Annotated in this window: 14 protein-coding genes; 3 read left to right on the top strand and 11 right to left on the bottom strand. The window is 61.3% G+C overall.

Going from position 1 to position 18,848, the window contains the following annotated elements; genetic code table 11:
• Positions 1-118: 118 nt before the first annotated feature.
• From AC1DXU_RS06960 to AC1DXU_RS06950, 3 genes are read right to left on the bottom strand one after another with little or no spacing between them, the layout of a single operon-like run.
• Positions 119-787: a 4'-phosphopantetheinyl transferase family protein gene (locus AC1DXU_RS06960; RefSeq protein ID WP_477366192.1), complete on the bottom strand. Its 669-nt coding sequence runs from the start codon at positions 785-787 to the stop codon at positions 119-121.
• Positions 784-1,242, bottom strand: coding sequence for a GNAT family N-acetyltransferase (locus AC1DXU_RS06955; RefSeq protein ID WP_477366189.1), 459 nt, complete (start codon positions 1,240-1,242; stop codon positions 784-786). The genes AC1DXU_RS06960 and AC1DXU_RS06955 overlap by 4 nt, the downstream gene beginning before the upstream one ends.
• Positions 1,242-5,354: a Pls/PosA family non-ribosomal peptide synthetase gene (locus AC1DXU_RS06950; RefSeq protein WP_477368868.1), complete on the bottom strand. Its 4,113-nt coding sequence runs from the start codon at positions 5,352-5,354 to the stop codon at positions 1,242-1,244. Before AC1DXU_RS06950 ends, AC1DXU_RS06955 begins: the two co-directional genes overlap by 1 nt.
• On the opposite strand from AC1DXU_RS06950, the gene AC1DXU_RS06945 reads away from it, so the two are divergent.
• Positions 5,346-5,888 (top strand): hypothetical protein, encoded by a 543-nt coding sequence (locus AC1DXU_RS06945; protein ID WP_477366186.1) that lies wholly within the window; start codon positions 5,346-5,348, stop codon positions 5,886-5,888. The two genes, AC1DXU_RS06950 and AC1DXU_RS06945, sit on opposite strands and share 9 nt — an antisense overlap.
• Positions 5,889-6,081: 193 nt before the next feature.
• Here AC1DXU_RS06945 and AC1DXU_RS06940 read toward each other — a convergent pair whose 3' ends face one another.
• From AC1DXU_RS06940 to AC1DXU_RS06930, 3 genes are all read right to left on the bottom strand, one after another.
• Positions 6,082-9,168, bottom strand: a complete 3,087-nt coding sequence (locus AC1DXU_RS06940) for an ATP-binding protein (protein ID WP_477366183.1) — start codon at positions 9,166-9,168, stop codon at positions 6,082-6,084.
• Between the two features lie 97 nt (positions 9,169-9,265).
• Positions 9,266-11,128 (bottom strand): hypothetical protein, encoded by a 1,863-nt coding sequence (locus tag AC1DXU_RS06935; protein WP_477366180.1) that lies wholly within the window; start codon positions 11,126-11,128, stop codon positions 9,266-9,268.
• A 48-nt stretch (positions 11,129-11,176) separates the two neighbouring features.
• Positions 11,177-11,800: a nuclear transport factor 2 family protein gene (locus AC1DXU_RS06930; protein ID WP_477366177.1), complete on the bottom strand. Its 624-nt coding sequence runs from the start codon at positions 11,798-11,800 to the stop codon at positions 11,177-11,179.
• Positions 11,801-12,075: 275 nt separating this feature from the next.
• Here AC1DXU_RS06930 and AC1DXU_RS06925 point away from each other — a divergent pair, with 275 nt between their 5' ends.
• Together AC1DXU_RS06925 and AC1DXU_RS06920 are read left to right on the top strand one after the other, a co-directional pair.
• On the top strand, positions 12,076-13,143 hold the full coding sequence (locus tag AC1DXU_RS06925; protein WP_477366174.1) for a M35 family metallo-endopeptidase: 1,068 nt from the start codon (positions 12,076-12,078) through the stop codon (positions 13,141-13,143).
• Positions 13,144-13,563: 420 nt separating this feature from the next.
• On the top strand, positions 13,564-13,851 hold the full coding sequence (locus AC1DXU_RS06920; RefSeq protein ID WP_477320083.1) for a hypothetical protein: 288 nt from the start codon (positions 13,564-13,566) through the stop codon (positions 13,849-13,851).
• A gap of 105 nt (positions 13,852-13,956) precedes the next feature.
• On the opposite strand, the gene AC1DXU_RS06915 is transcribed toward AC1DXU_RS06920, so the two are convergent.
• From AC1DXU_RS06915 to AC1DXU_RS06895, 5 genes are read right to left on the bottom strand one after another with little or no spacing between them, the layout of a single operon-like run.
• Positions 13,957-15,078, bottom strand: coding sequence for an ABC transporter permease (locus tag AC1DXU_RS06915; RefSeq protein WP_477366171.1), 1,122 nt, complete (start codon positions 15,076-15,078; stop codon positions 13,957-13,959).
• Positions 15,075-15,788 (bottom strand): ABC transporter ATP-binding protein, encoded by a 714-nt coding sequence (locus tag AC1DXU_RS06910; RefSeq protein ID WP_477366168.1) that lies wholly within the window; start codon positions 15,786-15,788, stop codon positions 15,075-15,077. Before AC1DXU_RS06910 ends, AC1DXU_RS06915 begins: the two co-directional genes overlap by 4 nt.
• Before the next feature lie 16 nt (positions 15,789-15,804).
• A complete protein-coding gene (locus tag AC1DXU_RS06905; protein ID WP_477366165.1) occupies positions 15,805-16,422 on the bottom strand; it encodes a Tgt2/MlaC family protein in 618 nt (205 codons plus the stop codon).
• Between the two features lie 6 nt (positions 16,423-16,428).
• Positions 16,429-17,646 (bottom strand): sulfotransferase family protein, encoded by a 1,218-nt coding sequence (locus AC1DXU_RS06900; protein WP_477366162.1) that lies wholly within the window; start codon positions 17,644-17,646, stop codon positions 16,429-16,431.
• Positions 17,646-18,716 (bottom strand): type III polyketide synthase, encoded by a 1,071-nt coding sequence (locus AC1DXU_RS06895; protein WP_477366159.1) that lies wholly within the window; start codon positions 18,714-18,716, stop codon positions 17,646-17,648. The genes AC1DXU_RS06900 and AC1DXU_RS06895 overlap by 1 nt, the downstream gene beginning before the upstream one ends.
• Between the last annotated feature and the right edge of the window lie 132 nt (positions 18,717-18,848).

Below are 18,848 nucleotides of genomic sequence, written 5' to 3'. Positions count from 1 at the left end.
CGCTCTCCTTCTTCTGTCGGAGGACGAACCGTGCGAGCCCTTTGCGACCGCTCTTCGAAAAAATAATGCACTGGGGAGGCGCGTGGCATTGTCGGGGGCTGGCGAATCCCGTTCGTGCTTACAGGGACGAACCTCGGCCACCGTCGACGAACGCCAGGACGACGACGCGCGGAGCAACGCAGTAAACCAGTCTCGCTCTGCGGCCTGTCTTCGTCATCGCAGCGCCTGCGTTGAGATCGACGGTGATGTCCTCATAGCCCAGCACCTCGCGATCAAGCGGGTAGGCGGCCTTGTAGACAGCTTCCTTGGCGGCAAAGAGGATGCGACCAGCAAGATGTCGGTCGGTTATGTCGGTCCGGTCAGCAGGGATTGCAACGAGCGCGAAGATGTCGTCGGGCAAGGGGTGGGCGGGCTCGACGTCGATACCGAGCGCGGCGATATGGCCAATGGGCGCGACTGCCGCCACAGCCGTTTCGTCGTCGTGAGCCAGCGACCCCGTTATTCCGGGGGGCCATACCGGCGCGCCGGATGATGCGCGCAAAACTGCGACGTCGTTCAGGCCCATATTCGCCAGCAGCCCGCGCGCGATCCACCGCGCCGCGCCGCTCGCTCGCCGCATCATCGGCTGGCGCGACGGGATGGAGCGTGCTTCCTCGGGCAGCAGGTGGTTCTCATCGCCTTCGCGTATCGTGCGGCAGCCGATCCGAACGCCGATCGGCGCCATGGTGACCATGGCCGCCTGCAGCTGCGCTGACAGGCTCGCGCCGCCGTCGAGCAGCCGTGTCACGGCTGGTCGATCCGTCTAGGCAAAGCGAGGTCGGCGATCATTTCCCCGTCCTCGTCCAGCCCTTTTTCGACGAAACCGGCAGCGCGATAGAGGTGGCGCGCCGCTTCATTCCCAGGCTCGTAGCAGATCGAAACGTGCCTGATGTGGCCGAGCCCGATGATTTCATCCAGCACTTCACGCAAAGCGGCCTTGCCGTAGCCTCGGCCCTGATGGGCGCGATCAATCATGAAGCGGTAGATCCGCGCCTCGTCGTCGTCTGCCTCGTACATCAGGAAACCGAGGACGCGTTCGCCAGCCATGACGACTCGCGGCTGTGCGTCCCGGTCAGTTTCGGCTTCGTCGAGGGACTCCGCATTGCTGGCGACGAAATCCATCTGATCCGGGGCCAGTTCCAGGGCCGCGACCAGGGCCCGGTTGGCCCCGGTCACCGAAACCAGACGGATGTCCGCGCTCATCAAGTCGATGCCTTGGCGCCATCTTGCGTGACCGGCTCGACGAACCGATGCAGCTTGGCCGGGTTGCCCCGCCATATCGAATTGGGCTCCAGCTCTTCGCCCTTCATCACAAAGGCGTCGACATCGACCATCGACCCTTCGCCCATCACGACGCCATAGTGGACAAAGGCAGAAGGTCCGAGCGTGCAGCCCTTGCCAATGCGAATGAAATCGGACTTGAACGCGCCTTCTTCCAGCGAATGGGCCTGGATGACGCAGCCCTCGTTGAGGGTGGCGTCGTCGCCGATCTCCACCAGCGAACGCTCGGTCAGGTTGCTGCCGCCGTCATAGACCCGTCTGCCGACCTTGACGCCCAGCAGGCGCAGGATCATCGGCCGGAACGGCGTGCCGGCAAACAGGCGCACGATCGGCGAATCCGCCAGCTTCCAGTGGCGTTCGTGGCGCCAGAATGCGACGTCATAGATCGTCGTCATCTGTGGCTTCAGCCGGCCAAAACCAAGGCTGGCCCGCTCGACCAGGATGTAGAACGGAATGGTGATTGCTGAGGTCAAAAGCACGGCGGCGAAGAGAGCGACTTCCGCCCATTCGGTATAGTAGTTCAGCGCCCGGTCCCAGATCGCCAGCGTGACGAACAGCATGACCCATTGCGTTGCCAGGAACAGCAGGATCGTCACCAGATTGTGGCGGTTCTTGTAGGGAATGCGCTGGCGCCGGTCGGCTTCGTCGATGCCGGCGATAAGCTCCTTGTCGCGGTTGACCATGCGCGGGATTTCAAAGGCAGGCGAACCGAGAAGGCCGACATTCTCGCGCACCGGGCCATCGATGGGGACCATCACCTTGGTGCCGAGCAGGACGTTGTCGCCCGTGCGGCCATCCGGCGGATAGTAGATGTTGTTGCCGAGATAGTTGCGCTCGCCAATGCGGGTGGGCTCCAGCCGGAACGCGGAAGCCGACTTGTGCACATTGATCATGAACAGCCCGTCCGACACCATGGTCTCGGTGCCGATCTCGCACAGAAGCGGATTGTCGTGCTGCTGGTTGGAACCGAAGTTGGAACCGGTCTGCACCACCTTGTTGAGATTCCAGCCGATGGCGCGCATGTAGTGCACGATGGCCGAACTGTCACCGAACAACAGCCCCAGCACTCGAGAGTTGCTGGAGAACTCGGACACGGTCTGCAGCCAGTAGCGGAAACCGTAAAGCGTGTAGGTGCGGCCTGGCTTCAGCAGCAGGCTTGCCAGGCGCGGCACCAGCGTCGCCGCCAGGAAGGCGGCCGCGATGTAACCGAAAAGCGTGACCGTGGTGCCGATCGCGACAAGACCGATCGTCTCCTGATAGTCGTCGCCGACATATTCCCAGTAGCTGTGGAACAAGAGTGGCAGCGGGGTGACAAGGCCAAACAAGCCGATCAGCTGAAGGGCTTCATAGAGAAAGCGCCGGACCTGGTAAGGATTGATATTGCGCACCTTGCAATAGTCCGCCGTGGTCGGCACCGCCGGCGATCCATGCCAGTGCTCGCCGTCCGGGATGCTTTGCCCGCGATGCAGCGAGGACGAATGGCCGAGCTGGGCGCCGTCGCCGATCCTGGTGTCGATGTCGAGCGTAGAACCGACGCCGACGAAGGCATCGCGGCCGATGGTCAGCGGCCCGGTATGGATATAGCCGGACTGGGCCCTGAAGCCGAGAATCATCGATTCCTTGCGCAGGATGGTGTTGGCGCCGATGGAAATGAGATCCGTGCAGACGGGCACGGATTTCGATTCGATGACGGCGTTTTTCCCGAGCTTGGTGCCGAGCAGCTGCAGATAGAGGCTGTAGAGCGGGCTGCCGCGGAACAGCACGACGGGTGCGGTGCGGATCAACGTCTTGACGACCCAGAAACGGAAGTAGCGCAGGCCCCAGATCGGAAACGCCTCGGCCTTCCAGCGGCCGATGAGCACCCATTTCGCCAGGACGGCAAAGCCCGACATGCCGAAGAACACGGCGGCCGAAAGCGCCACGCACCTGAAATAGAGCTCCAGCGGTTCGTCGAGCGCGTCATACATCCAGTTGAGGCCGTCATTGATCGCCCACAATGCCACGTAGCTGTAGAGGCAGTAGAACGAAAGCTGCGCGGCGCCGCAGGTCCAGTAGGCGAGGTTCGAGGCCTGGCGGGTGAGAACCGGCTCGTTGGTGGCCGTCGTCAACTCCTGCGCCACGCCCAGATGTTGGGCCAGCCGCGCCACTGTCGGATAGAGATAGATGTCGCGCATCGACGTCGTCGCCCATTCCTTCCTGGTGCGCACGCGCGCACAGAAATGGGCCATCAGCAGCGAGTTGGCGCCGAGATCGTCGAAGAAGTGATCCTCGACGGACACCGCGTCGAATTTCAGGACCGTCGCCAGGGCATCGGCCAGGAAACGCTCGTCGTCATTGGCGGGCGGCACCATGGCGCGATCGGCCGAAAGCCGAACGCTCGTCGGCTTCGGCAGCTGGCGCAGGTCCACCTTGTTGGAGACCGTCATCGGGATGGCAGGCAGTTCCTCCAAATAGGAGGGCACCATGTAGTCCGGCAGCCGCCGCTTCATCGTCTGGGCGAGATCGGCACGCGAGATCGCCGGCTGGCCGGCCTTGGCTGCGTAGTAGGCGACGAGCTCGACGCGGCCGGGCTCGATCTCCCAGGTGGTGACGGCAGCCTGGGCGATCTCGGGCTGGTCGAGCAGCACGGCCTCGATCTCGCCGAGCTCGATGCGATATCCGCGGATCTTCACCTGCGTGTCGATGCGCCCGGCATATTCGATTTCGCCCTTGTCGTTGATCCTGCCAAGGTCGCCGGTGCGGTAGATGCGCTGCGACGGGTTGTTCGGCAGGCCGACGAAATCGGCAATGAATTTCTGGTCGGTCAGGTCGGGACGGTTGAGATAGCCGACGGCGAGCCCGATGCCGGCAATGCCGATCTCGCCCAGTTCGCCTGGCTCGGCAAGTTGCGGCAGCGACGCGTCGAGAATGACGATCGAGTAGGTCGGCAACGGCGCGCCGATGGTCACCGGACTGTCCGGCGTCAGCGCCCCCATCGTCGCGGTGACGGTCGCTTCGGTCGGGCCATAGGTGTTGAGGATCTGCCTGCCCGGCTTCGACCAGCGCACCACCAGATTGTGCGGGCAGGCCTCGCCGCCCACCAAAAGCGTGCGCAGGCTGGGCACGTCTGATGTCATCGACGACAGCAAGGTCGGGCTGCAGGCCATGCAGGTGATGTCATGGTGGCGCAGGAAATCCGCCAGTTCCTCTCCCACGAGCGGCATCTGGCCAGGTGCGGGCACGACTGTCGCGCCGGCGACGAACGGGACCCAGATCTCTTCGGAGGAAAAGTCGAAGGCAATGGTCATGCCCTGATAGACACGATCGCCCGGCCGGTAGCCGTAGGAGGAGGCGGCGACCCGTATGAAGTTGACAAAACTCTGGTGCGTGATGACCACGCCCTTGGGCTTGCCGGTGGTGCCTGAGGTATAGAGGATGTAGCAGGTGTCGTCGGCGATCTTCGCCTGCAGCTTCAGCGGCGCGTGCGACTGTGCGGAGATCTCGACGGCGGCGCTGTCGATCAGCACATGGGGAACCGGCAGTTGACCGGCGCGCGAGGCATAGGCGGCGATGGTGACGATCATGCTGACGCCGGCGTCTTCGATGATGAGCGTCATCCGCTCCTCAGGAAACGCTGTGGCCAGCGGCACGAAGGCAGCACCCGCCTTCATCACCGCCAGCACCGCAACATAGGTCTCCGCCGAGCGGTCGAGAATGAGCCCGACGCGGTGACCCGGCCGCACGCCGTGCTTGATGAGCATGCGGGCGAACTGGTTGGCACGGCTGTTCAGCTCCTGATACGTCCAGACACGCCCGTCGGAGATCACCGCCGGCAACGCGGCGAACGTTACGGCGAGCTGCTCGAAGACCCTATCGAGCCGCTCACCCGGCAGACCATGCCGGGCAAAGTCGGCGCCCGTCAGGACCTGTCCGTGCGCGATCCTTGCCGGACCGTGAGCGATCCTTGCCAGCGTGTTGATGCTTGGCAGGTCGGGCTGTGTGATCGGGGTTGCCGCGTCGCTGTCCAGTCCGGCGATATCGAGACCGTGGTCCATTTCCATACTTTCTCGTCCTGGCCGGGCATCGCCCGGCTGTTCATGCCGCCGCTCGAGCAGGGATTTTCGGTTCTGCCGCCGCTGCGAGTTGTTGATGGAGGACCGAAGCTTCCAAAAAGGAAGAATCCGGAATCCCGACTGCGGACGCTTATGCCATCCGATCTTTTCGCCAGTTTTTCCGAACTGTTGAATTTTGTTTCTGGAGTGTGTCTGGGCGGCGCATCTTGCCCGCCCCTTGTTGGCCCTTGCGGGGAGGGCTTCAGCCTCCGCGGCAACCGGGAAAGAGACCATGAGCGAGCCTATGCAGACGGCACCGGCGAGGTCGCCCTCGGCGCAGCCGATTTGCTATCGCTGGCGGCCGCGCCGACTTTCGCGCTCATGACGCTGCTGACCTGTGTTTTCAGCGGCGATGCGGCCATGCTCTGTATGGGGCGGGCAGGGTGCTTGGCCATAGGGGCATGGTGCCCATGTACCTGCGATGAGCGCCTTTCATTTGGCGCCCTGGCTGAAGGTCCGGCGGCAAGGTGGCGCTAGGCGGGGTAATGCCAGAGGAAGTCTTTGCTTGAACAGAAAAGGCCAGATAGGCCGACGCCGAACATCCCGACCGGGTTGCGGTAGAGCCTGTATGGCAGCGCGACAAGTCCCGATACTCTGCCAGGGCCAGGATCGTGATGTCGCCGAAGCGGCGCTCGTCGAACTTGGCGGCAGAGACGCAATGCACTGTTGATTACGCCACGTCTGCTGCGATGAACCAATCGTTGACCTCCCGCGCTTCCGCACGGGCCTCTTCGAACCTACCCTGTGACCGTAATAGCTTCGCCAGACTATTGGTCGCCTGCAACTCCCAGCTTCTGGCGTTCTGCCGCCGCGCAAAGGCAATCGCCTCGCGGAAAGAAGCCTCCGCTGCTCTGTCTCCTGTTCCATTTGCAAGTTCGATTTCACCGCGAATGCGAAGCAAGGCAGCTGTAAAGTAATGCTCGCCGATCTTTTCGGCCTCGCGCAGACCTTTCTCAACGGTCTCTGCCGCTATGTCGAATTGCCCGGAGTTCATGAAAGCCTTGGCGAGCAAACCTAGATAACACGACTTGTCGACCTCCTGATCTTCAAGATCGTTTTCGGTCAATGCCATCATGTGGCTTCCCGCCAGATTGTCATCGAGGGCCGATGCAGCCAGGCCGCCAAAAAAGCGCGCCACCCTTGCCCAGAGATTGAAGCCGTTCTCCTGCGCCAGCGGCAGGAGTTCATCCGCCAGTCGAGCGATCAAACTGCTCTCTTCGCGGAAAGCGAACAACACGCACCCGTTTCCCAGGCAGGCGGCCAAGCGATACGGGGACTGCTGCCGAACGGTCGCCTCCGCCTCGAGGTAGAGGTTCAGCGCCTGACGGCGATATCCCAGGATATGCAAGGTCCAGGAAAGGTAGATCATGGCCATGCTCGGAAAGTCGCTGCCGACCTTGTCCGCGCTGTCCTTGTGGCTGAGAGCGCGCTCGAGATATTGCCGGGCCGCCACCAACTCGCCCTGACAGAACAGGGTCATCCCCTTGAACTGCAAACCTATGACGAGCGCGTTCAGGTAGCCGCTATCCTCGCCAACCCGGATCAACTCATCACTGGCCGCAAGGGCCTTGCCGAACTGGCCCGAGTTGAAGTGGGTTCCGAAAAGCCCGTCGAGCGCCCTGATCGTCGATTCCGGTTCGCCGAGCTTCCCGCTCAGTGCTATGGCCCGCTGATATGCGGCGCTGCCTTCGCCCGTCACGTAGCCTTGCGCGGCGTAGAGCACGTCGCCCAGCTCCAGTTCGAAGCGAAGCAGCCTGCGGCTGCGATCATCGGATTCGGGCAAGAGTTTCGCGGCTTCAAGCCCCTTCCTGAAGGTACGCACTGCGTCAGCCTTTGCCCAAGTCTTGGCCGCCTTCACCCCTGCCAGCAGCCAGTAGTCGGCGGCGCGATCGAACAGACCTGCGTCGGCGAAATGCTCAGCGAGCACTTCGGGCCGGGCAAAAGCCGCGTTGTGGTCGCGCAGTTCGATGCATTCGGCAATCAATCGATGAACCTGCTGCGCACGTTCGTGCAGCATCGTGCCCCTGGCGGCCTGCTGCAGGAGCACGTGGGTGAACGAAAAGCCCGCGCCGGCCGTCCCTCGCTCGGCTGCGATCAGCCCCGTGCGCATCAGGTCGCCAACTGCGCTGCGCAGCTCCGCTTCGGGCCAATCGCAAATCTCGCGCAGTATTTCGAATTCGAATTTGCGGCCGATCGCCGCTGCGATCTGCGCAACTTCCTTGGCTGGCCCCAGCCTGTCGAGGCGGGCAAGCAGCGAGAACTGCAGGGAGTTTGGAATGTTGTTCGTGAGTGACAGGCGCTTAGGCTGCGATGCGTCCAGCCGCAGTCCTGTTTCGACCACGCTCCGAGTAAGCTCTTCGATATAGAGCGGGACGCCTTCACTGCGATCGAGCACCACTGACACATCAGCGTCGAGCGCATTCGGGCTGATGTCATGGACAATCGCTTCGGCATCCTCGCGACCGAGCGCTTCAAGCCTGATGTGATGCACATCCGGCCTGTTGAACCATGGAACGCTTGCAGTGTTCCGGCTCGATACAAGCAGCAGCGCGGGAGCCGCAGCCAGGCTGCCGACGATTTTGTCGAGAAGCTCGCGTGAGGTGGCGTCGGCCCATTGTTCATCTTCGAACAGGATCAGGATCGGGGTAGTGCGCGCCAGATAACTGACGAGATCCATCAACGCTTGCTCGGCGATGTTGCGCTGCCGTTCGGCGCTTATCCCGTCGAGCCTGTCCGGCGTGGTCGTTGGTATGCCGAGCAGGCTCGAGAAGATCGCCAGCGCGACGTCGCTGGACACCGAGCCTATCGACAATGCGTTGCTCAGCTTTCGCAGCTTTTCTTCCGTCGAGTCATCGTCCTCGATCGTTGCGATCCTCTGCAATTCGGCGAGGAATGGATAGAGGGTGCTGTTCTCAAAGGTCGGAGAGCATTGCATGGTCAGCTGCGGAAAGCTGCGTAGGCGCTGCTGGATCTCGTTGAGCAACCGGGATTTGCCGATTCCCGACTCTCCCGAGACCCACACCGCATTGCCGCGCCTGTCGCGCACGACGGTCTCCCAGCGCTCCATCAGCAGTCGCAATTCGGCATTGCGGCCGCACAGCCTGGTCATATGCGCACGCTTTGCAAAGCGGGTCGGCACCATGCGCTGCCGTTGCACCTGCCAAACCTCGACTGGTTCGGCGAATCCCTTCAGCTCATGTTTGCCGAACTTGGTGAAATCAATCGCGCCGCTCGCCGCCTCGAATGTCGCCGCGTCGACAAGGATCGTATTCGGCTTGGCCAGTACCTGCAGCCGTGCCGCTAGATGCGCGACGTGGCCGAAGGCGACGGTGGACACGCCGCTCGGCGCGCCGACAAACTCCCCCACCACGACTTGGCCGCTCGCGATACCCACCCGCACTTGCAACGGATATTCCTGGTTTGCCGAGATGGTGGCCACCGCATCGACGATCTCGAGCGCCGCCAGCACCGCGAACTCGCTGTCGTCCTCGCCAGCTATTGGATAACCGAAATAGGCCTGGATGGCGTCGCCGATGTAGCTGGCCGTCACACCTTTGTGGCGCCGCACGACGCTGCTGCAGGTCTGCAGAAAGCTCTCGATCAGGCGTTGGAAATCCTCGGGATCCATGCGGTCGGCATATTCGGTTGATCCCACCATGTCGCAAAACAGGATGGTGAGATAACGCCGCTCCGCAACAGACTTCGCCGGACTGCTGCTGGGCAAAATCGGGCTAGCCAATGGAACCGGCGTGGTCACGCTCCGGGACCCTCCTTGGTGCGGCGACCATGTAGCACCCGGTCATGTTATCGCAAATCCCGGCGCTCACCAGCCGCTTTCGATCGCGTCAAGTGGATCATCGAGGCTCGCCACACCGAACATCGGCATAGATCAAATGGTCTGCCTCGCTAAATGCCGCTTGGCTCTGGTCGAAGCAGAACCGTTTGGGCAGCAAGCGGATCAAGGTGCGCCGGTTGCATTCACCCGGTAGATCGATCTGGAAGGTGCGCGGCGACATCGACGGCGTCGGATCGCTCCATCTCGTGTGACCGGCAAACGAAACGTTCTGGATCAGCAAGCTGGAGCCGGCTGAACTGACTGGACCTGAGATGGCCTCGGCGCTGGTGCCCTCTGCCTGCTCGATGCTCGGATATTCGCCGCTTTGTGGCGGATCCCCGTTTGCCGGTATCGCGTCCGTACTGACCGCCACATTGATCCTGATATCGTCGCGCTCTGGAACACCACCGTAGCTGTTGCGAAAGGTCCAGCTTACGCGAAGGACACGCGTCTTCGCCGCCTCTCCGGGCGGCGGAGGCAATATCTGAAGCTCAGCATCGGCGAGCGAAGAGCCTTCATCCTCCGCCTCTGGCGCCGGGCAGCGAGTGTAGAGTGGGCGGTAGCCACACTCAGGGCCACCGGCTCCCCATAAACAGTCGCTCAGCTTCCGCCAGTCCTCTGAGCTCAGTCCCGCCGCGCGGGAGGACAGGTCATTGCCCGACCCCGGCAACATCCAGGGATGGACGCCGCTGCTGCCAACCGCCCAGTCCGTCCGGTGTGCGGCTATCTCGGCGTAGACGATCTGCTCCTCGTGCAGCTCGAGCAATTGGGCCCAACTCGGCAACTTGACCGTCGGCTCATGCCCCGCTGCGTCCGCGGCAAAACGGCGGCCCGTGATTTGTGTGGTAAGCGTGTGGCAGCTTGTGCAGTTGCCCGTCGGATCTTCGACCGTCCTGGCTTGGCTAAGTTCGTTGGGGTAGGTGCTGGTGTAGCCGGAGCCGACCACGCGGAACGGCTCGCCCGGCAAGCGCGGCCGTTGCGGTAGAAAATCGCCCAGGCTGAAGGCGGTCGATCTGGAATCGCCGGCTGAACGGAAACCGACCCTGCTCTGCGCAATGTGCGGATCGATCACATAGGGGCTTTTGTTGTCATGGCATGCATGGCACGAGATCTGGAACGTCGGATCATAGATTTTCTCCGCCGCGGCCCTTCCGACTTCATCGGAATAGCTGCGCCCGCCCGGCGGAACGAAGGGCTTTGACCAATCGAACTCGCTCTGGTCCTTGCGTCCGTCGAAGAAGACAATTTCTCCGGATTTCCGATTGAAGCCGATGGTGCCGAACACGGAAAATCTCGGATCCGACCGCGTCCAGTAGGGGTCGGTGCTGACCTCCTGGCTGATACTGGATTTTCTGCAGAGGAACAGCCATTCAACATTGCCGCGCATGACCCTTACAACACGTGAGTTCAGCCCACAGTAGGTCGTGCTGCCGGTCAGCGAAGGCTTGTCGCATTTGGGCAATGTCGCCGTCCATTTCACCACCTCTCCGTTCTCATTCCTGTGCTCGAACTCCAGCGGAGAACCCGGTTTTGTCGGATTGGGCTTGAGGTCGACGACATTGCCGTCAACTTCCAGTGGGATGACCTTCATCTGTGGGCTGTCGCAATCGCCGTCGGGAATAGGACCGAACACCGCCCGCGCTTCATCGCCAGACCTGGTTATGATTTCGGTGCTCTTTGAGGCTGGCGCCCAAAAGATGTCGGGGTTCCATCGCGTAACGGCGTCGGCGAACGACTTCGAATCCAGGTCGTCCTGATCGGAGCCGTGCCTCTCACCGGCTTGCGGCGTCGATACGAAAGCTAAATGTCGAAGCTCGATCGTCCCGGACAAGGAGAGCAACGCAACGCCGAGGACCGCAGCGATCAGCGCAACGGCACGCATTTCAGCCCACTGGAGCGTGCCAGTGAACCCATGGCCGATCTTTAGGCGTCATCGCTTCTTCGCTGCGATAGAGCCAGCAACATAGTCGGCGTAGACTGTGAGAGATTGAAATCGCCACGTGCCGTCGTTGCCCTTTGCAAAAGAGGCCCGGGCATCCGCCGAATAGTCAAGAACCGGCGCCGGAGAGTGGGAGTCCTGCAGAGTGACCAGGACTATCGATTTGGTGTTCACCGTCTTATCGTCAACCACGTCGAACAAGGTATTGGTCACGAGGTGTCGGGTCTGGAGGCTATCGGTTTCCATTTTCTTAAGTATTATTGTCATCTGCCCGAGGAGATCGGTTGCCGACTCCGGGCCAAAGCCGAGTGTCAACTTGAGGATACTGTTGCCTGAACTGCAAATCTGATAGTAAGACGATCTCGGTTCCGCAAAGAGAGCAGTGAACGCGGCCGCATTTCTTTCGTCAATCGTCCAGGCATAGCGGGACAAAAGATCTTGAATTGCTTGACGATCTTCGGCCGGAGGATTCTCGATATCCCAACCGGCAGTAGCCTGTGTTCCGCAGGAATCAGCTGAAGCAGTGCCGCTGAAGGCAAAGCAGAACTCACAAACCAGGGCAAAATTTCTCAAACTCGCGCAGTTAGTGATTATGCCTTTCCAACGCTCGCTCATGATGGCCCCCTCTTATGGAGCTTGATGGGAAAGTACCCATTCATCTTATACCACCCCAAAGAAGGTGTCAGCCGAAATCGATGGCATACGAGGCCACGGACATGATTTCGTGTTCCTGTTTTTTTGAATTTGCGGTAAGTTGCAACGCCCGGCCTGCAGGAATTTCATTCCTAACTTGCAAGGTAGGCCGTGGGCGATTCAGGTATGTTATCGCAAACTAAAAACTCACTTAGACGAAGCAATAAAGTCTAATCGTGGTTATATAGGAGCATAAAATGCCGAGTATTGTCAGAAATATTGTATTGCTACTTTCATGTTTTTTAGGCGCCATACCTTTGGCGTTTGCACAGCAGAATCAGGAAATTGAGATAGTTCTGCAATCGCGCCTGCCTTCTTATGGAAACGATACCCCCCTAATTATCGACTTTACTCTCACGAACCGGTCCCGCAGCCCGATCAGGGTGCTCAGGTGGACCACGCCGATCGACGGCGTCTCCGGCGAAATTTTTTCAGTGACGAGAGGGTCGCAGCCAATTCAGTATATTGGCCGTTTGGTGAAGCGAGGAGAACCCACCGAGGCTGACTTTATCAATATCGAACCCGGACGATCGATTTCGGTGCCCGTCGATCTGTCATTGTACTACGCCATCTATGAAGCAGGGAACTACGCGGTTACCTATGATACAGAGAGAGTGGGTCTGCTGGTTGGCCCTTCAGGTGCCCTGAGACGCGCCCAGGTTCTGAGCAACGCCGCCACGTTCAGGCTTCTATCCGGTCGAATTCCTCCGGAACGGATACCGCTTTCGGCACCCAAATTCGACCAGTGTGACAGCTCTCAACAGGACGATATTGGCACTGCGCTGGCGGAAGCAAACAACATAGCCTCGGCTGCCCTGCAGGTTTTGCAGGACACGCCTCCAGCCCAGCAGCCGAATTCCCAACGATATCTGATATGGTTTGGGGCGCATACCGTAGGACTGTACGCAAAGGCCACTGGAAATTTCTCGAAGATTTTGGATGCTCTTGGAAACAAAACAATATCGTTTGGATGCCACGGCAGCGAGTGCAGGCCAGAAGACTATTCATATGTGCACCGTGATCAACCGTACAGAATCTTCGTTTGCCCTAAGTTCTGGTTAGCCGCTCTGAAAGGAACGGATTCAAGGTCTGGAACGATTGTACACGAAATTAGTCACTTTTTTGTCGTCGCCGGAACAGACGACTATTCCTATGGTGGTCAGAATTCCGCCAAGTTACTCGCGGTTGAAAACCCACCGCAAGCCACAGAAAATGCCGATAGTCATGAATACTTTGCCGAGAATAGCCCCGAGCTTCCGATGTGAGGGACACCCAGGCAACTGATCCAGCATGGATGCGGGTGCCAGCGGGCGGTCTTCTCCAACACGCCCGTTGGAGGAAGCTAAGGCCGACCATCGGACATTGAGGCCAGCGTCGCTACGCTCGGAAACGGACCCATGCGATCCAGAATCGGCAGGCGGATGGACCAACAAGCGCGCCGACGAGCAAGCGCGCCGTAAAGCAGACGCGCTCGGCCGAATAGTCTGGCACCTGGCCGGTGACGGGTCGGGTCCCAAGCCGATTTCAGGCCGCCGCGCTTCACGTTATCGCAAGAAGTTCAAATTTGAGCTTTCGCACTCATGCTTTGTCGAGAGTATCTCCTGTAGTCTCTTAGACCTTCTGCGCCTTAGGTTTTAGCCTCTGAATCGCCGTCGGCGACGATGACGACAAAATAGGAGAACGCAATGGCTCGAAATCACATTGAACGTCTAGGAGAGTTCAGGGAAATCCTGGTCGCGACTCGACGCGAAGGAGTCCGCAACGTGCACCATACGCGCGACGCAATGCGGGCAAGTGGCTTTCAGATCGGGGACAGCGACGGCTCCAGCTACGGAGCCGAGCTGAAGTTGCTCCAGGAGGAAATTGAGGCAGTCGATCGAGCCATCGAAGACGAGAAGCGGTTGGCCTTGGCCGACGAGAGCGCAGCTCAATCCGTCCGGCCGGCTAAGCCGAGAATCGTCAAGGGAACATAGAGTCGGGTACGGCCGTTTGGGCGCCGGCCGCGTCGATCGCCTGCCGCATGGTGTCGGGCTTGCCGCCGCCGTAGCGAGCGCGCTGAACGTCATCCGTTGCCGGCGTCAGATCCTGCGAAGCGCGTCAGCTGGGAGAAGGCGCGTGGCGCGCCAAGCCGGGTACAGCGCGCCTAGGGGGCCGGCGATGAAGACGAAGATCAGCGCCTGCGCGATCGACCAGCCTGACAGGTAAGGCACGATCAGACCCGCCGCGAACTTTGTCTTCGCCGCCATTTCCATTGTGAGGGCGCCAAGAATGATCCCTATGATCCCACCGGCTGCACTCATGAACAGGCCTTCGATGAGAATGAGGCGAAGAATCCGCCGCGGCGACCAGCCAAGTGCTGCGAGAACTCCGATCTCGAATGTCCGTTCGTTCACGGCCATCAGAAGTGTATTGGCAACGGCGACAGAGGCCATCGCCATGACAACCAGTGAAATCGTCTGGGCAATCGCCCGAAGCAGATCGAAGATGCGGATGCTGTTGGCAAACTGCTCGGTGTCGCCGACCTCGAACCCCGGTGCGGCTGCGATGAGCTGGGATCGGGCAACAGCGATGTCGTTCTTGTCGAGCGGGCGCTTCAGCCTCACCTCGTACAAGGTAAACACGTCCTCCCGCGACAGGAGTTGCTGTAGCCCCTCGAGCGGAACGATTGCGCTGTTCTGGTTCAGCATGGACGAGAACGACGCGATGCCGACAACCGTATAGGGCTGGAACTGCAGCTCGACTGTATCACCGACCCGCTTGTCCAGGGCGCTGGCGATCGACTGGCCAAGGATCACCGGCCACCGGTCGCCCGGTGCAGGGAGTCGCCCCGCCACGAGGTGCATGTCCTTCCACAGGAAGCTGCCGCTCGGCCAGCCGGCCATGACAATATTCGCGGCGTCGTCAGCGGTGGTGATGTTCAAGAGAACGCCCGACACGGCCTCGACGTTTGGCACCGCGGAAAGCCCGGAGCCCAACGATTTGGGCACGGTGCTGCTCACCAGGTTGAAGGCGCTGCGCTGGCTTACCACCAGGTCCGCACCGTTTTCATCGATTCCGGATGCAAACGAATGCTGGACGCCGGCGGTCAAGCCGGTAAGTGCCACAAACCCCGCGACCGCCAGAGCGATGCCGAGAACCGTGAGCAGGGTGCGAAGCGGGCGTGCAATGAGACCGCGCAAGGGGAGGGTCAGCTCAGTCATGGAGTGGCGGATCGCGGCGCTGGCACCGGCGTCGCCGCCGTTCGGTTGTCCGAACGGATGCGGCCGTCGGAGATCTCGACGCGCCGCCCGCACAGTGCGGCCACGTCGTCGTCATGCGTCACCACGACCACCGCGGTACCGAACTCGCGATGCAAATTGCCAATGATGCTCATTACCGATTGGCTCGTCTGCACATCGAGGCTTCCTGTCGGCTCGTCCGCAACGAGAAGCTTCGGACGGTTGGCAAGCGCGCGGGCAATGGCAAGCCGCTGGCGTTCGCCACCCGAAAGCTCGGCCGGCCGGAGCGTAGCGCGCTCGGCAAGACCGAAATGGGCCAGAAGTTCGAGCGCGCGAACGCGGCGCTGCCGCGCTCCGCTGAGGTTTCCCAACAACGCCACCTCGATGTTTTCGCGCGCCGACAAGGACTGGAGCAGGAAGAAGTTCTGGAAAACGATGCCGATCCTGCTGGCCCGCACGGCTGCCCATGCAGCCCTGCCGTTGACCGCCCGTCCTTCGAACCAAACTTCGCCACGCGTCGGCCGGTCGAGCCCACAGATGAGGTTCAGGATCGTCGACTTGCCGCTCCCGCTGCGGCCGACAATGGCGACGGTCTCGTCATTCCCGATTGTGAGCGACACATCATCAACGGCGACAATGCGGCCGCCGTCAAAGTCGCGGCCGACATTGCTCAATTCGACGAGGGCGGACATGAAGACCCGCGAAAAGTCATACCCGGCCTTTCCTGAGATCGGCGACAAGCGCGGGGATCGATCCACCATTGCCGGCGAGCAGCTGGGCAATGCGGTCCCGCTGCTGCACGGTCACGGAGCCGCCATCGACAAAGACATCGCCGATGCAAAGTTGTCCGCGGCAGTGGCGGACACGCCAGTCCACCGACGTCGGGCCGTGGAGCGCCCGGCGAAACTCGCTGCGTACCAGGATGTCGCCATTGGCCAGAGCCTTTGTGCCGAGCACGACGAAATTCTTGTCCTGCGTCCGCTCCAGTTTGTCGGCCAGCCTGTGCGCGATAGCATAAAGAAGCGCATCGACCACCGAGGCGCGGTCGTCTGCAGTCGCCCGGCGCCAATACGTCCCGAGCACGGCTTGCGCGATCCCCCTACCGTCGAACGCCGCGGAGATCGAGCGGAGCTGCCCCTCGGTGGATCCACCGTGCCCAAGCACGATCGCCGCCTGGCGCACAGTCTCGACCAACCTGACCGCATCATTATGCTCATCGGCGGATGCCGAAAGCGGTTGGGCGCAGGTCGCGATCAACAGAGGGACGAGCAACAGCCGGGCCAAGGCTGCCCAGCTTGCGTGCGACCATCGGGCTATCGTCATCATCCCATGTCATCCAATGCGCGGTTGGCTGTCAACATTGAGATTGAGCCTGTCGGGAGCCTGCGCTGGCGCATGCCCAAAAGCGGCTGCCAGCGGTGCCAGGCGAGCCACGCGCGCTTTCTGCCTTTCCGTCAGGTCGGGATGGCCATTGCGCACCTGTTTGCCGAACGTCGCGGCGACCTGCAGCATCCGCTCCTCGCAGCCGCGGGAAAATGGTAGGCCGAGTTCGCCGTAGATACGCTTCATCTCGCCCACGGGGTCGGCGCTGAGATCCTGCAGCCGCACTTCCGCGAGGTCGGCGGCTGGAATCCGGGCTCTGTCCGCCAGATAGTGCATCTCCGTCGCGAGATATTCGTGAGCGATGATCTCCTCCTGCTCATCCTCGGGCAGTGGCGGCTGCAGGGCGAATGCACGCTGCAATTCGCGCGCCAGAACGAGGTTGGACCGGAACACCACTTCCGGCGAACGGGAGATGTGGACAAACTTGGCGCCCGGGAACAGTTCCTGGAGGTAGCGGACCCGCGCCGTATGGCTCGGCGATTTGAGCAAAAGTCGCCGCCCGCCTGCAACCAGAGTGAGCTTCTGAACGAAAGCCAACTGATGTGAGCGCCAGCGGCTCAACTCGTCGGCCGAAAGCCCGTCGAGATCGTGAAACCGATTGAAGAAGGCTTGCCGGCGGGGAAGCACGGCGCGCCCCGCGAGGATGGACATCCCACCCAGATTGTTCAACGCGAAGTCATCCTCTGCCGGCAGCTTGGCGCCTATGGGCACGACTGCGTCGAGGCGCGTCAACGGTAGCAAGGGGACGAAAAGGTAGCGCAGCAGTGCCCAGCCAAGTACGAATGTCTGAGGCGCCAGGACCTGCGGCCAGCTCGGCGATCTCAGGTTCGGATCGGCTGCCAGCAGGTTCTGCAAGAACGTCGTCCCGGATCGGAAGTAGCCGAGAACGAACACAGGGGCGTTGTCTCGCTCCATCCGGGGAGGGCGCAGCCGCAGCCATGCCCAAAGGATCACGCGCTCCGGCAGGGAGGCGACCGTGTTGATCCCGGAAAGCATGAGCAGGAGCACCAGGCGCGGCCAGTAGGCGGGAGGGATGTGGCCTTCCGCGCGCCATAAGACCCGCAGTACGGCATCAAGAGGCGCCACGCACATGAAGTGCGGATACGGCAGATAGGGCACCAGCCAACGGGCCGCGAAAGCTCGGATGCGGTGCCGGTTCGATGGCATCAGACAGTCCGGAACATCATGGTCTCGGTGGTCAATCCCGGCCCGAACGCCATGCCGCAGCCGAGCAGGCCCGACGGCTCCTTCAGCATTTCGGCCATCACGAACATCACGGTTGCCGACGACATGTTGCCGTATCGCCGCAGCACTTCGCGCGATACGTCGAGCGCGGTCGGCTCCAGTTTGAGTGCCCGCTCGACCGCGTCGAGCACGGAGCGGCCGCCGGGATGCACCGCCCACAAATCGATCTCCTTAGGCGGCCTGCCGCCGAGGATTGCCGGATGGTCGTTGCGCAGCGTCTCACGCACCGCGCCAGGAACCTGGCCGGACAGCACCATGTCGAAGCCGTCGTCGCGTATGTGCCAGCTCATCAGCTCCTTGCGCTCCACTGCCACGATGGCGTGGAAGCTTTCGAGCAGGATGCCGTGCGGTTCGGCCGTGACCAGCGCGGCCGCGCAACCGTCGCCCCACAGGCAGAACGAGATCAGCTTCTCAAGCTCGGTGGCTTCCCTGAAATGCAGCGTGCACAACTCGATGTTGACGATCAGCACGCGGGCCTTCGGATCGGAGCGCACGATATGGCGTGACAGCTTCAAGGCGTTGATGGCGGCATAGCATCCCATGAAGCCGACAATGGTGCGCTCGACCGACGTCGCCAGGCCGCATCGCTGCACCAACTCGAGGTCGATGCCAGGCGCCGAAAAGCCGGTGCAGCTCGTCACGATCAAATGCGTGATCAGCGAGCGGTCGTCGTCGGCCAGAAGCTTGTCGACGGCGCTTTGCGCGAGCTCCGGCGCGGCGGCCTCGTACATCTCCATACGGATTGCGGTGCTGGCGAACGAGCCCCTGACCGAGGTGCCGTCGCGGTCGATTGCCCCACCGCGCGGATCGTCGGCGGGCGCAAAGCAGGAGTAGCGATGTTCGATCCCGGCCAGAGCGACCATTCGCTCGAAGAGCGCAAGGCGCTGGGCATCGTCTTCAAGCAACAATGCTCCATAGCGGAGGTAGAACTGATGCACGTCGTGTTCTGGAACTGACGTGGCAAGGCGGTTCAGATACGCTTGAGGGGACAAAATTGCTCCGACAATGAGCCCAATCGGGTCTCACAAGAGGTCCAGGAATTGGGGAAGCGTTTCCTAAGGCTAACGTCGGCATAAAGTATTTTATTGCGTGGCGCCGATATTTCTCATTGGCAAACTGTGATA

This window comes from Mesorhizobium sp. P3_A10 (genome assembly GCF_056403175.1).
The sequence above is the reverse complement of the archived record's forward strand: the minus strand, read 5'-3'. Positions and strand labels throughout refer to the sequence as shown.

Excerpts from the sequence above, each read along its gene's own strand:
- AC1DXU_RS06915 (WP_477366171.1), bottom strand. The coding sequence starts at position 15,078 with ATGACTGAGCTGACCCTCCCCTTGCGCGGTCTCATTGCACGCCCGCTT.
- AC1DXU_RS06900 (WP_477366162.1), bottom strand. The coding sequence starts at position 17,646 with ATGCCATCGAACCGGCACCGCATCCGAGCTTTCGCGGCCCGTTGGCTG.
- AC1DXU_RS06930 (WP_477366177.1), bottom strand. The coding sequence starts at position 11,800 with ATGAGCGAGCGTTGGAAAGGCATAATCACTAACTGCGCGAGTTTGAGA.
- AC1DXU_RS06955 (WP_477366189.1), bottom strand. The coding sequence starts at position 1,242 with ATGAGCGCGGACATCCGTCTGGTTTCGGTGACCGGGGCCAACCGGGCC.
- AC1DXU_RS06950 (WP_477368868.1), bottom strand. The coding sequence starts at position 5,354 with ATGGACCACGGTCTCGATATCGCCGGACTGGACAGCGACGCGGCAACC.
- AC1DXU_RS06905 (WP_477366165.1), bottom strand. The coding sequence starts at position 16,422 with ATGATGACGATAGCCCGATGGTCGCACGCAAGCTGGGCAGCCTTGGCC.
- AC1DXU_RS06925 (WP_477366174.1), top strand. The coding sequence starts at position 12,076 with ATGCCGAGTATTGTCAGAAATATTGTATTGCTACTTTCATGTTTTTTA.
- AC1DXU_RS06920 (WP_477320083.1), top strand. The coding sequence starts at position 13,564 with ATGGCTCGAAATCACATTGAACGTCTAGGAGAGTTCAGGGAAATCCTG.
- AC1DXU_RS06910 (WP_477366168.1), bottom strand. The coding sequence starts at position 15,788 with ATGTCCGCCCTCGTCGAATTGAGCAATGTCGGCCGCGACTTTGACGGC.
- AC1DXU_RS06935 (WP_477366180.1), bottom strand. The coding sequence starts at position 11,128 with ATGCGTGCCGTTGCGCTGATCGCTGCGGTCCTCGGCGTTGCGTTGCTC.